The sequence below is a fragment of the Janthinobacterium pasteuri genome (genome assembly GCF_051380775.1).
Lineage (GTDB): Bacteria > Pseudomonadota > Gammaproteobacteria > Burkholderiales > Burkholderiaceae_D > Janthinobacterium.
In genome coordinates, this window is record NZ_JBNYXS010000020.1 from 62068 (window position 1) to 74317 (window position 12250).

At 63.4% G+C, this 12250-nt stretch carries 12 protein-coding genes; 6 read left to right on the top strand and 6 right to left on the bottom strand.

Going from position 1 to position 12250, the window contains the following annotated elements; translation table 11 throughout:
* Window positions 1-9: 9 nt before the first annotated feature.
* Genes ACQ4WN_RS19255 through ACQ4WN_RS19270 form a run of 4 tightly spaced genes read left to right on the top strand, consistent with a single transcriptional unit; the run spans window position 10 to window position 3019 of the window.
* Window positions 10-771: an SDR family oxidoreductase gene (locus ACQ4WN_RS19255; RefSeq protein WP_436552967.1), complete on the top strand. Its 762-nt coding sequence runs from the start codon at window positions 10-12 to the stop codon at window positions 769-771.
* 10 nt (window positions 772-781) lie between these two features.
* Window positions 782-1579, top strand: coding sequence for a biotin--[acetyl-CoA-carboxylase] ligase (locus tag ACQ4WN_RS19260; RefSeq protein WP_436552968.1), 798 nt, complete (start codon window positions 782-784; stop codon window positions 1577-1579).
* Between the two features lie 4 nt (window positions 1580-1583).
* Window positions 1584-2342: a type III pantothenate kinase gene (locus tag ACQ4WN_RS19265; protein WP_436552969.1), complete on the top strand. Its 759-nt coding sequence runs from the start codon at window positions 1584-1586 to the stop codon at window positions 2340-2342.
* A complete protein-coding gene (locus ACQ4WN_RS19270; RefSeq protein ID WP_436552970.1) occupies window positions 2336-3019 on the top strand; it encodes an SPOR domain-containing protein in 684 nt (227 codons plus the stop codon). The genes ACQ4WN_RS19265 and ACQ4WN_RS19270 overlap by 7 nt, the downstream gene beginning before the upstream one ends.
* A gap of 150 nt (window positions 3020-3169) precedes the next feature.
* On the opposite strand, the gene ACQ4WN_RS19275 is transcribed toward ACQ4WN_RS19270, so the two are convergent.
* The 6 genes from ACQ4WN_RS19275 to ACQ4WN_RS19300 all read right to left on the bottom strand — a co-directional run bounded on the left by ACQ4WN_RS19275 (window position 3170) and on the right by ACQ4WN_RS19300 (window position 10029).
* A complete protein-coding gene (locus ACQ4WN_RS19275) occupies window positions 3170-4225 on the bottom strand; it encodes a septal ring lytic transglycosylase RlpA family protein (protein WP_436552971.1) in 1056 nt (351 codons plus the stop codon).
* A complete protein-coding gene (gene rodA, locus ACQ4WN_RS19280) occupies window positions 4225-5340 on the bottom strand; it encodes a rod shape-determining protein RodA (RefSeq protein WP_436552972.1) in 1116 nt (371 codons plus the stop codon). Before rodA ends, ACQ4WN_RS19275 begins: the two co-directional genes overlap by 1 nt.
* A gap of 9 nt (window positions 5341-5349) precedes the next feature.
* A complete protein-coding gene (mrdA, locus tag ACQ4WN_RS19285; protein WP_436552973.1) occupies window positions 5350-7320 on the bottom strand; it encodes a penicillin-binding protein 2 in 1971 nt (656 codons plus the stop codon).
* 12 nt (window positions 7321-7332) lie between these two features.
* The gene (gene mreD, locus ACQ4WN_RS19290) at window positions 7333-7845 is read right to left on the bottom strand and encodes a rod shape-determining protein MreD (RefSeq protein WP_436552974.1); all 513 of its coding nucleotides are present in this window, start codon (window positions 7843-7845) and stop codon (window positions 7333-7335) included.
* Window positions 7842-8876: a rod shape-determining protein MreC gene (gene mreC / locus ACQ4WN_RS19295; RefSeq protein WP_436552975.1), complete on the bottom strand. Its 1035-nt coding sequence runs from the start codon at window positions 8874-8876 to the stop codon at window positions 7842-7844. The genes mreD and mreC overlap by 4 nt, the downstream gene beginning before the upstream one ends.
* 109 nt (window positions 8877-8985) lie before the next feature.
* A complete protein-coding gene (locus ACQ4WN_RS19300) occupies window positions 8986-10029 on the bottom strand; it encodes a rod shape-determining protein (RefSeq protein WP_010393186.1) in 1044 nt (347 codons plus the stop codon).
* 351 nt (window positions 10030-10380) lie between these two features.
* Here ACQ4WN_RS19300 and gatC point away from each other — a divergent pair, with 351 nt between their 5' ends.
* Together gatC and gatA are read left to right on the top strand one after the other, a co-directional pair.
* Window positions 10381-10683, top strand: coding sequence for an Asp-tRNA(Asn)/Glu-tRNA(Gln) amidotransferase subunit GatC (gene gatC / locus ACQ4WN_RS19305; protein WP_436552976.1), 303 nt, complete (start codon window positions 10381-10383; stop codon window positions 10681-10683).
* 51 nt (window positions 10684-10734) lie between these two features.
* Window positions 10735-12219 (top strand): Asp-tRNA(Asn)/Glu-tRNA(Gln) amidotransferase subunit GatA, encoded by a 1485-nt coding sequence (gatA, locus tag ACQ4WN_RS19310; protein ID WP_436552977.1) that lies wholly within the window; start codon window positions 10735-10737, stop codon window positions 12217-12219.
* Window positions 12220-12250 lie beyond the last annotated feature (31 nt).

Consider the following 12250-nt stretch of genomic DNA (forward strand, 5'->3'; position numbering starts at 1 on the left):
CATCGCCTGATGCACAGCGTTTTCATCACGGGCGCGTCGAGCGGACTGGGCGCCGCCCTGGCGCTGCAGTACGCTCGCCAGGGCGCCCAACTGGGCTTGCTGGCCCGCCGCGGCGACGCGCTGCAGCAACTGATCGCCTCCCTGCCCCACCCGGAACGCCACCGCGCCTACGCCGTCGATGTGTGCGACCACGCCGCCCTGAAAAACGCGGCAGATGACTTTATCGCCTGCGCCGGACGCATCGACGTCGTCATCGCCAGCGCCGGCGTGTCGTACGGCACCCTGACCGAACACGCGGAAGACCTGGACGCCTTTGCGCGCCTGATGGCCATCAATGTCACGGCCACCGTCGCCACCTTCGCGCCCTTCATCGCGGCCATGAAAACCCAGGGAAGCGGACGCCTGGTGGGTATCGGCAGCGTGGCCGGCATACGCGGCCTGCCCGGTGCCGAAGCCTACAGCGCCTCAAAGGCAGCCGTCATCAGCTACTGCGAATCGCTGCGCCTGGAACTCAGGCCGGCCGGCGTCAAGGTCGTCACCATCACGCCCGGCTACATCGACACGCCGATGACGCGCCACAATGCCTACCGCATGCCCTTCCTGATGCCGGCCGAAAAATTCGCCGTGCGCGCCGCGCGCGCCATCGCCGACGGTGACAGCTACCGCGTGATCCCGTGGCAGATGGGCGTCGTTGCCAAGCTGCTGCGCGCGCTGCCCAATGCCGTCTACGACATGGCCTTCGCCAACGCGCCGCACAAGGCGCGCAACTGAACTTACCACCATGACGAAGCACTCAGACCTGAACAGCGCGGCCATCGCCGCCCATTGCGCCACGGGCGCCGCCCACGTGGCCATCGAAGTGGTCGACGAAACGGGATCGACCAACGCCGACCTGCTGGCGCGCTGCGCCACACTGGCCGGCCCCACCCTGCGCATCGCCGGCCAGCAGACGGCCGGCCGCGGACGTGCCGGACGGCCCTGGGTGTCGCAGCCCGATGCCAGCCTGATGTTCTCGCTGGCCTGGCGCTTCAAGGGACCGCTGCATCAACTGGTCGGCCTGCCGCTGGCCGTCGGCGTGGCGCTGGCAGAAAGCATGACAGCGCTGGGCGTGCCGGTGCAATTAAAGTGGCCGAACGACATGCTCAAGGATGGCCATAAACTGGCCGGCATCCTCGTCGAGACGCAGCAGGCGCCCGAGGGCAACGGCGTGTGGGCCGTCATCGGCTGCGGCATCAATTTGTTGATGCCCGATGCGCTGGAGCGGCAGATCGGGCGCAGCGTCTCGGCCGTGCCCTGGCTGGCGCAGATGGAGCGCAATACGCTGGTGGCGACCCTGCTCAGCCGCCTGGCCGGCGTGCTGACCGAATTCGACGACACGGGCTTCGCGCCCTTTGCCGAACGCTGGAACGCGCTGCATGCGTGGCAGGGCCAGCACGTGAAAATCCTCGACGACGGCCAGTTGCTGCAGCAAGGCGTGGCGGCCGGCGTGGATCACCTGGGCCGCCTGCTGCTGCGCAGCGATGGCGTTCTGCAGGAAATCATGTCCGGCGACGTATCACTGCGTCTGACCGGGGAGTAAGCGCATGCTACTGCTGATCGACGCCGGCAATACGCGCATCAAATGGGCACTCGTGACGACCGAGAGTGCCGTCGGCGGCTGGCTGGCCAGCGGCGCCGTCATGCATGCGCAGATCGATACCCTGGCGGCGCAATGGGAGAAACTCGCCATCAGCGAAGCGCTGCTGTCGAACGTGGCAGGCAATGTCATCGGCATGCGCCTGCGCGCCATGCTGCCGGTAGCACCCTGTGACTTTGTCTCGCTGCCGCAGCTGGCCGGACTGACGAATAGCTACCGCGCGCCGTCGCAACTGGGCTGCGACCGTTTTGCCGCCGCCATCGGTGCGCGGGTGTTGGCGCCTGGCCAGGCGGTCATCGTCGCCAATTGCGGCACCGCCACCACTATCGACGCCATCACGGCCGATGGTGTTTTCCTCGGCGGGATGATCTTGCCGGGACTGGGACTGATGGCAAGCTCGCTGGCGCGCAACACGGCGCAGCTGCCGCAAATCGCCAGCGACGCCATGCTGCCGGCCGGTTTTGCCGACAACACCGACGACGCCATCCTCTCCGGCTGCCTGGCGGCCCAGGCGGGCGCCATCGAACGGGCCGTGCGCATGCACGGCGCCAGCGCCTGTTTATTGTCTGGCGGCGCCGCGCCGCGTATCGCACCGGCCCTGGCACTGGCGGTACCGCTGCAGCTGGTGGACAACGTCGTCATGATCGGCCTGCAGGCGGCCGCGCGCGCCGGCGCGGCAGGAACACAAGGAAACCGCATATGCTGAAATTTGTCTTCTGGCTGCTGGCCGGTGTCAACCTGCTGGTGCTGGCCATCGGCCAGGGCTATCTGGGCAGTTTTCGCAGCGAAACGCGCGAACCGGCGCGCCTGAAAAACCAGCTGCAGGCCGGCAAGCTCACCTTGCTGGCGCAGGAGCAGGCCACGGTACCCGCCGCGCCGCCGGCCACCGAGGCAGCTGCGGTGCCGACACCGCCGCTATCGTATGCCTGCACGGAGGTGGGCAATTTCCTGCTGGCCGACGGCCGCCGCTTCGAGGCACAAGTGGCAGCGCTGGACCTGGGCGACCGCCAGTCGCGCCGCAACGTGGCCGGCCAGGAGATTTCCAGCTATATGGTGTACATCCCGCCGCAGGGCAGCAAGGAAGGCGCCGACCGCAAGGCCGGTGAATTGAAGCAGTTGGGCGTGACGAATTACTTCATCATGAACGAAGGCAGCTCGCTGCGCTGGGGCATCTCCCTGGGTGTCTTCAAGTCGGAAACCAGCGCGCAAAGCCAGCTGGCATCGCTTAACAAACAGGGCGTGCACAGCGCCCGCGTCGCGCCGCGCTACAGCACCAGCAAGCAGATGGCCTACCAGTTCCGCGACCTCGACGCCGCCACGCGCGCGCGCCTCGAAAAGATCAAGGCGCAGTTCCCAGACCAGGAACTGCGCAGCTGCAAGTAAGCACCTGACCAAACCTACTGCGCGTCGCGCTTTGCGGCCGGCGATGCTCGCTGCCTCGGCGGCCCCGTGCCCAGCACAGCTGCGCTTCTTAGCCACAAATCGCTGCCGCTCGCTACGGTTTTATCAGGTGCTTTGCACCATCAGGCGCGCCTATCGCTGGATCACGATAGGCTTGATACCCGTCGATTCCGGTAAATTAGCCGCCGCGCGTGCTGCCTCGGCACGGCTGGAGAACGGTCCGCCATACAGGCGGAACAGGTTACCGGCCTGCACCACCCCAAGCGTCCCCAGGGCTGCCGCGTACGGCGCCAGGCGCGAACGCCCCGATTCCGCATTGTCGGCGCGCGAGTAGGCGCCCAGCTGCAAATAAAAGCCGCTGGCCAGCGTCGCCGGGGCAGGCATGGCCACCGTCGCATCGACGGGCAGCATCTGCGTCGACACTTCCGGCTGCACCACGGCGCCCGTTTCCACCGGCGTATCGATGGAGATGGCCACTACGGAAGGCACCGGCTTGGGCGCCGCTCTGGCCGCCAGGATGGCATCGATATCGGCCGGCAGCAACCGTTCGACAACCACCTGGTGGCTGCCCTTACCCAGGAATCCCAGTTTCAGCGCCGCCGTATAGGACACGTCGATCACGCGCGTGGCGTGGAACGGACCGCGGTCATTGATGCGCACGATCACCTGCTCGCCGCTGTCGATGCTCGTCACGCGCGCATACGACGGAATCGGCAAGGTCGGATGGGCCGCCGTCATCTTGTACATATCGTAGATTTCGCCCGACGAAGTGCGCTGGCCGTGGAATTTCTTGCCATACCAGGTGCCCGTGCCCTTCTGCTTGAATGGTTCGTTGTCGGTGATCGGCGTATACGTCTTGCCGAAGACGACATACGGGCGGTTCGAGCGCGTCGAATACGGCTCGTTGCGCACCTCCGCATCGGGCACGTCGCGCAGGTTGGCCGGCGGATTGTCGCCCGGACCGTCATCCTTGTAGTAGCCGCCGCGCCCGGAGCCGGCCGCCGGCAGCGCCGGCAAGGTTGGGTCCTGGCGCACGGGGGACTTGACCTTGCCGCCTGAAGGCAGCGGCACGTTGTTCGATGCGGGTTTGTGCGGCGTGGTGCCGCAGGCGGCCAGGGTCAGCAAGACCGCCAGCAATGTGGCAACATTCAGCCCGCGCATGGCGAAGGTGTCGACAGGCGCGCGCATCAGGTCTGCACCAGCTTGCGATGACGCTGGATGCTCATCAGGATACCGGTGGCCACGCCCAGGGTCAGCAGCGCGGTGCCGCCATAGCTGAGGAAAGGCAGGGGAACGCCGACCACCGGCACGATGCCGCTGACCATGCCCATGTTTACAAACGCATACGTAAAGAAAATCATTGTTATCGCTCCTGCCAGCAGGCGAGTGAAAAAACTGGGGGCGTTGGCGGCGATCATCATCCCCCGTCCCACCAGCAGCAAATACATCAGCATCAGCATCAGATTACCCACCAGGCCGAACTCCTCCGAATACACGGCGAAGATGAAGTCGGTCGTGCGCTCCGGGACGAATTCCAGGTGGGCCTGCGTGCCGTGCGTCCAGCCCTTGCCCGTCATGCCACCGGAGCCGATGGCGATGATGGACTGGATGATATGGAAGCCCTTGCCCAGTGGGTCCTTGGTCGGGTCAATCAGCATCATTACGCGGTCGCGCTGGTAATCATGCAGGTGCGACCAGGCGATCGGCAGGCAGGAAACAAAGGTGATCAGCAGGCCGGCCAGCACCTTCCACGACAGGCCGGCCAGGAAGATGACGGTAAAGCCGGCCGCCACCACCAGCAATGCAGTACCCAGGTCGGGCTGGCGCGCAATCAGGTAGACGGGCACCAGCAACAGCACGGCCGCCATCAGGAACGATTTCCAGCGCAGGGCGCCCGCATTATGCTGGAAGAACCAGGCAAGCATCAGTGGCGTGGCGATCTTCAGGAACTCGGAGGGCTGGATGTCGATCACGCCGATATGCAGCCAGCGCCGCGCGCCCAGCTTGATGGTGCCGAACAGCGCCACGGCCACCAGCAGTATCACCGATACCGTATACGCGGGCACGGCGATGCTCATCATCATCTGCGGCGTGATGTTGGCCGCCACCCACATGACGAAAAAGCACAGCAGGATGTTGCGCAGGTGGTCCTCGATCTTGCCGGGGATGCCGATGCTGGCCGAATACAGGGTCAGCAGGCTGGTGCTGAGCAGCATCAGGATGATGATTATCAGCGGCGGATCGAACACCGCCAGATAGGGTTTGGCGCGCCGCCACAGCGAGCGCCTCTCGTTAATGGGCATGTGCTTCCTTTATTGCCTGGCAGGCGGCGCCGGGGCGGCCTGCTCGTCAGTGATTTCTTCCAGCGTGCGCACTTCGTCGACATCTTCCTTGGGCACCTTGGTGGTGTCTTTTTCCTTGTCGCTCGGGCGCTTGCCCAGCAGGTAGTAGTCGAGCGCCTTGCGCGCGATCGGCGCAGCCACGCCGGCGCCGAAGCCCGCGTTTTCCACCACGATGGCAATCGCGATGCGCGGCTTGTCGGCCGGTGCAAAGGCCGTAAACAAGGCGTTGTCGCGCAGGCGTTCGGCCAGCAGTTTGGCATTGTACTTCTCGTTTTTCTTGATACCCACCACCTGCGCCGTCCCTGTCTTGCCGCCCACCGTGTACTGCACACCGGCAAAGATGCGCGCGGCCGTGCCGCCCTGCTCGCTGGTCACGCCTACCATGGCGCGCTTGATGGTGTCGATGTTTTCCTGCTTGAGCGCGATGCGGTAGCTTTCCTTCGGTACCGTCAAGGTGCGCGCGCGCGTGGCTGCGTCTTCGATGATCTTCACCAGATGCGGCTTCATCACCACGCCGTTATTGGCCAGGTTGGCTGTCGCGTGGGCGATCTGCAGCGGCGTGTAGGAATTATAGCCGGAGCCGTTACTCACCGAAATCGTATCGCCGCCCACCCATTTTTTCTGCTGCGGCGTCTTGAAGCGGTTGCGCTTCCATTCCGTCGACGGCAGCACGCCCGTCTTTTCATTATTCAGGTCGATGCCCGTCAGCTGGCCGAAACCGAACGGCTTCATGAAGTCGTGAATGGCATCGATGCCCATGTCGCGGCCCAGCTGATAGTAATAGGTATTGCACGAGACGACGATGGACTTGTGCATGTCCACCGTGCCATGGCCGCCCACCTTGTCGTCGCGGAAGGTGTGGCCGCCCAGGATGAAGAAACCGGGATCGGAGATCGACTGGCTCGGCGTGCGCTTGCCCAATTCGAGCGCGGCCAGCGCCATGAATGGCTTGAAGGTCGAGCCGGGCGCGTAGGTGCCGGACAGGGGACGGTTCACCATCGGCCGGTCCAGCGAGGTATTGAGTTCATTCCAGCTTTGCTGGTCGATGCCGTCGACGAACAGGTTGGGGTCGTAGCCAGGCTTGGAGACGTAGGCCAGGATATCGCCCGTGGCCGGGTCGATCGCCACGGCCGCGCCGCGCCATTCGCCAAACGCTTCCTCGACCACTTTTTGCAGTTCGATGTCGATCGACAGGATCAGGTTGTTGCCAGGCGTCGCTGCCGTGCGCGACAGGGTGCGCATGGCGCGCCCGCCGGCCGACACTTCCACTTCTTCGTAGCCGGTGGTGCCATGCAGCTGCTTTTCGTAGCTTTTTTCCAGGCCTTCCTTGCCGATATGGTCGGTGCCGTTGTAGTTGGCCGCGTCCTCGCCCTCTTCCAGTCCCTTGGCTTCATTGCGGTTGATGCGTCCGATGAAGCCCACCACGTGCGACGCCACCTCGCCCATCGGATACTGGCGGAACAATCGCGCCTGTACCTCCACGCCGGGGAAGCGGAAACGCTGCGCCGTGAAGCGCGCCACTTCCTCATCCGTCAGGCGCGTGCGCAGCGGCACGCTGACAAAATTCTTCGAGTCTTCCAGCAGCTTCTTGAAGCGGCGGCGGTCCTTGATGTCGATCTGCACCAGGGTCGACAGCTCGTCGATCACCGAATCAAGGCTGGCACTCAATTTCGATGGCGTGATTTCCAAAGTATAGGCCGAGTAATTGCGCGCCAATACCACGCCGTTACGATCGAGGATCAAGCCGCGCGTGGGCACGATGGGCACCACGGCGATGCGGTTGTCTTCGGCCTTGGTCGCGTAGTCCTCGTGCTTGATCACCTGCAGCCAGATGAAGCGCGCCAGCAGCAACGAAAAGCAGACGAAGACAAGCGCGCCCAGGATGGTCAGGCGCATGCGGAAAAAATGCAGTTCGCGCTCGGTATTCTTAAGTTCAGTCATGGCAGTCGCCCGTCAAATCGGCCGGTTATGGTCGCGGTCCACGGCGCGGCGCTGCGGTGCCAGCAAGACCCATGTGACAAGGGGCCAAAGGGAAACGGCGACGAAGCTCTCGATGAAATTGAGCCAGCCGGGGAAGCGCCCGGAGACGATCAGGCGCGTCAGCAATTGCAGCGCCTGCGTCATCAGCAGCAGCGGCAGCACATGCAGCGCCTGCGTCAGGATGGGGAACCACAGCACGCGGCGGTGCATCATGATGGCGAAGTAGGACAACAAGGTGTAGGCCAGCGCATTCTCGCCCAGCAGGGTCGAGTCGTGCACGTCCATCATCAAGCCCATGAAGAACGCCAAGCCGATGCCAACCTTGCGCGGCTGGTGGATACCCCAGAAAACCAGCACCAGGGCGACGAAATCAGGCACGCCGACGAACTGCCCCCATGGCAGCAGGTTCAGCAGAAAAGCGCACAGCAGGGAAAAACCGATGAACAGGGGGCTGACCGGCAGCAGGATGTAATGCGGGCGGTTCATCGTGTCGCCTCCTTCGGTGGCACGGCGGCAGGTACCACGGCCGGTTTCGGTACGGCGGCAGGCGTGGCTGGCGGTTGTGCCGCGGGGGTGGCGGCGGCGGGCGGGGGTGGCGCGGCGGCCGGGTCCTTGATGGGTGCCATCTTGCCGGCGATCTTGCGGCCCTTCTTGACGTCTTCGACTGGCGGACGCGGTGGGATCTCGGGCGACGTCATCAGGATGAGCAGTTGGGTGTTGCGTTCGATGCCGGCCAGCGGCTGGCACACGACGCGGCCAAAGGGACCGTGCGCATTGCGCTCGACCAGGGTCACGCGCGCCACGGCCAGGCCGGCCGGATACAGGCCATCGAGGCCCGAGGTAATCACGATGTCGCCGATCTGGATGTCGGCGGTGGGAGCCGTAAAGCGCAGCTCCATGGTGCCGGACTTGCCGCGGCCGATGGCCACGCTACGCACGCCATTGCGCAGCAGCTGCACGGGAATGGCCTGTTCTTCATCGGTCAGCAAGGTTACTTCCGAGGTGAACGGGAACACGCGCGTGACTTGTCCCACCACGCCCAGGTTGTCGATCACGGGACGGCCCAGTTCGACGCCATTCTGGATGCCCCGGTCCAGCACGATCTTGCGGGTGGCAGAATCGCGCGTGTCATACAGGACTTCAGCCATGAGGGTCTTGACGGGCACTCTTTCGCGCGCCTCCATCAATTTGCGCAAATGGTTGTTTTCAACGATATTGAGCTGCGCCTGCTGCATGATCTGCGCCGAGGCGATTTGCTCGTGCTTCAGGTCGCGCACCTGCTTTTCCAGAGAGGACAGCGAAGAAAAGTAGTTGCCGACGCCAATCGCCACGTCGCGCGGTACCAGGGCCACCATCTGCACCGGATACAGCACGGTGCCGACTGCCTGGCGCACGGCCGTCAAGGCGTGCATGCGCGAATCGACCAGCAACAGGGCGATAGAAATGCCGGCGAACACCATCATCTTGACGCGGGCGGAGGCGCCTTGTTTGAAAAGTGGCGGAGGACTGTATTCCATGACTTCCAATAATCAGGCCAGGCGCAGTGCGCCAACTTGCAGGCCCCGGTCAGACGCCGGCGCCAAAACCAAAAAAAGGCCGGAGTTGGTTTCCGGCCCTTCTGTCAGATTATTCGTAGGAGAAGATCGAGCCGAGCTTGTCCATACGCTCCAGAGCCATCCCGGAACCGCGCACCACACAGGTGAGCGGGTCCTCAGCCACCAGCACCGGCAGGCCGGTTTCCTCCATCAGCAGGCGATCCAGGTCGCGCAGCAGTGCGCCGCCGCCCGTCAGCATCATGCCTTTTTCGGCGATGTCGGCGCCCAGTTCCGGCGGTGTCTGTTCCAGCGCGTTCTTCACGGCCGAGACGATGTTGTTCAACGGATCGGTCAGCGCTTCGAGAATCTCGTTGCTGGAAATGGTGAACGAACGTGGGATGCCTTCGGACAGGTTGCGGCCCTTGACTTCCATTTCCTTCACTTCCGAACCCGGGAAAGCCGAACCGATGGCCTTCTTGATGGCTTCGGCCGTTTGTTCGCCGATCAGCATGCCGTAGTTGCGGCGGATGTAGTTAACGATAGCTTCATCGAACTTGTCGCCGCCCACGCGCACGGAACCCTTGTAGACCATGCCGCCCAGCGAGATGATGCCCACTTCCGTGGTGCCGCCGCCGATATCGACCACCATCGAGCCGGTCGCTTCCGACACGGGCAAGCCTGCGCCGATGGCCGCTGCCATCGGTTCTTCGATCAGGTATACCTGCGAAGCGCCGGCGCCCAGCGCCGATTCGCGGATCGCGCGGCGCTCGACCTGGGTCGAACCGCACGGCACGCAAATGATGATGCGCGGCGAAGGACGGAAGAATTTCGAGTCGTGCACCATGCGGATGAACTGCTTGAGCATCTGTTCGGTCACGGTGAAGTCGGCGATCACGCCATCTTTCATCGGACGGATCGCTTCGATATTGCCCGGCACCTTGCCCAGCATCTGCTTGGCTTCCTTGCCGACTGCCTGAATGGTCTTCTTGCCATTCGGACCGCCTTCCTGGCGGATGGCGACGACGGACGGTTCGTCCAGGACGATACCGAGGCCGCGCACATAAATAAGGGTGTTGGCCGTGCCCAAGTCAATGGCCAGATCGGTGGAGATATACCTGCGTAAAAAACCAAACATGAGTGTCCTGTAGCGCATCGAGCTGCGCAAAAGCTGTTTATGGGGAGTTTCAAAGCGGGCGCTTTCAGGCACCCTGAAAATCCATGAAGGCGATTTTTCCGGGTTTCGCTTGGCGCTTGCGCAATCTTTTCTATGCTGCGGCAGCAGTCCATCAGCGCCGACAACGCATTAGCCCGCCATTCTACCTTATAATTTGAATGCGATTTGCTCAAAAACCATGGAAAAGTGCGACTCTTGCGGCCGCGACTTACGCGGCATTCCTCGGCTTTTGTGAGCAAAAAAGCAGCAAATGCCCGCGTTTTATCAAAACGCCAACTTAATACTCATGCGCGTCACTCCGCGCCATTCGCCATGTCCCTGACACTATCCGACGTAAAACGCATCGCCCACCTGGCACAACTTGAAATGGCCGACGATCAGGCCGTCACGTCGTTGGCCCAATTGAACAAGATTTTTGCACTGGCGGAACAAATGCAAGCCGTCAATACCGATGGCGTGGCCCCCCTGAGCCACCCGCTGGCCGCCCACATGGACAATATCGCCCTGCGCCTGCGTGAAGACATCGCCACCGAAGCAAATCGCCGCGACGCCTACCAGGCCGTGGCACCGAAAGTACAGGATGGCCTGTACTTGGTCCCGAAAGTGATCGAGTAAAGCGCAGCTCCATGCTTTTGCCTTCCCGTCGAATATCAAAATAGAAACGCCATGCATACAAAATCCATCAAACAGCTGTCCACGCTTTTGCAGACCAAGGAAATTTCCGCCGTTGCACTGGCGACGCACTTCCTCGACCGCATCGCAGCGGACAACTCGAACGCCTTTTTGCACGTCGACCGTGCCCTGACCCTGGCGCAAGCTGCCGAAGCCGATGCACGCATCGCCGCCGGCACGGCCACGCCATTGACGGGCGTACCGATCGCGCACAAGGACCTGTTCGTCACTAAAGGCTGGCGCACCACGGCCGGCTCGAAAATGCTGGCCAACTACGCCAGCCCGTTTGACGCCACCGTGGTGGAAAAATTCCAGGCGGCCGGCATGGTCATTCTGGGCAAGGTCAATTGCGATGAATTCGCCATGGGTTCCGGCAACGAGAACTCGGCCTTCGGCGCCGTGAAGAATCCTTGGGATACAACAGCAGTGCCGGGCGGCTCGTCCGGCGGCTCGGCTGCCGCCGTCGCCGCCGGCCTGACGCCAGCGGCCACCGGCACCGACACGGGTGGCTCGATCCGTCAGCCGGCCGCCTTCTGCGGCATTACCGGCATCAAGCCAACCTATGGCCGCGTCTCGCGCTTCGGCATGATCGCCTTTGCCTCGTCGCTGGACCAGGGTGGCCCGATGGCCCGCTCGGCCGAAGACTGCGCCCTGCTGCTGACCGCCATGGCGGGTTTCGACGAACGCGACTCGACCAGCCTCGCCCCGGAACAGGGCGGCGTGGCGGAAGATTTTTCACGTGAACTGGGCCAGCCATTGACGGGCTTGCGCATCGGCGTGCCGCGCGAGTACTTCGGCGAGGGCTTGGCCAAGGACGTGGAAGCGGCAGTTCGCGGCGCGCTGGCGCAGTATGAAAAGCTGGGCGCCACGCTGGTCGATATCTCGCTGCCGAACACGGCCCTGTCAATTCCCGCCTACTACATGATCGCGCCGGCCGAAGCGTCGTCGAACCTGTCGCGCTACGACGGCGTGCGCTACGGTCACCGCGCCACCGAGTACAAGGACTTGCAGGACATGTACAAGAAGTCGCGCGCGCAGGGCTTCGGCCCGGAAGTACAGCGCCGCATCATGGTCGGCACCTATGTGCTGTGCCACGGCTACTACGACGCCTACTACCTGAAGGCGCAAAAAATCCGCCGCCTGATCGCGCAGGATTTCGACGCCGTCCTGAATGGCCCGAACGCCGTCTGCGACGTCATCATGGGCCCCGTCGCACCAACTGTCGCCTGGGACCTGGGCGACAAGACGGACGATCCGGTCGCAAACTACCTGGCCGACATCTACACCTTGTCGACCAGCCTGGCCGGCCTGCCCGGCATGTCGATTCCATGCGGCTTTGGCACTGGCGAGAAAAACGGCAAGCGCCCCGTTGGCCTGCAAATCATCGGCAACTATTTTGGCGAAGCCAGGCTGCTGAACGTGGCCCACCAGTTCCAGCAAGTGACGGACTGGCATACGCGCAGCCCTGCCGGTATTTAAGAACAGACCAAGAACAAGCGCGCCGCCCGGC

Coding starts and splice junctions, on each gene's coding strand:
- ACQ4WN_RS19255 (WP_436552967.1), top strand. CDS start 10: ATGCACAGCGTTTTCATCACGGGCGCGTCGAGCGGACTGGGCGCCGCC.
- ACQ4WN_RS19260 (WP_436552968.1), top strand. CDS start 782: ATGACGAAGCACTCAGACCTGAACAGCGCGGCCATCGCCGCCCATTGC.
- ACQ4WN_RS19265 (WP_436552969.1), top strand. CDS start 1,584: ATGCTACTGCTGATCGACGCCGGCAATACGCGCATCAAATGGGCACTC.
- ACQ4WN_RS19270 (WP_436552970.1), top strand. CDS start 2,336: ATGCTGAAATTTGTCTTCTGGCTGCTGGCCGGTGTCAACCTGCTGGTG.
- ACQ4WN_RS19275 (WP_436552971.1), bottom strand. CDS start 4,225: ATGCGCGCGCCTGTCGACACCTTCGCCATGCGCGGGCTGAATGTTGCC.
- rodA (WP_436552972.1), bottom strand. CDS start 5,340: ATGCCCATTAACGAGAGGCGCTCGCTGTGGCGGCGCGCCAAACCCTAT.
- mrdA (WP_436552973.1), bottom strand. CDS start 7,320: ATGACTGAACTTAAGAATACCGAGCGCGAACTGCATTTTTTCCGCATG.
- mreD (WP_436552974.1), bottom strand. CDS start 7,845: ATGAACCGCCCGCATTACATCCTGCTGCCGGTCAGCCCCCTGTTCATC.
- mreC (WP_436552975.1), bottom strand. CDS start 8,876: ATGGAATACAGTCCTCCGCCACTTTTCAAACAAGGCGCCTCCGCCCGC.
- ACQ4WN_RS19300 (WP_010393186.1), bottom strand. CDS start 10,029: ATGTTTGGTTTTTTACGCAGGTATATCTCCACCGATCTGGCCATTGAC.
- gatC (WP_436552976.1), top strand. CDS start 10,381: ATGTCCCTGACACTATCCGACGTAAAACGCATCGCCCACCTGGCACAA.
- gatA (WP_436552977.1), top strand. CDS start 10,735: ATGCATACAAAATCCATCAAACAGCTGTCCACGCTTTTGCAGACCAAG.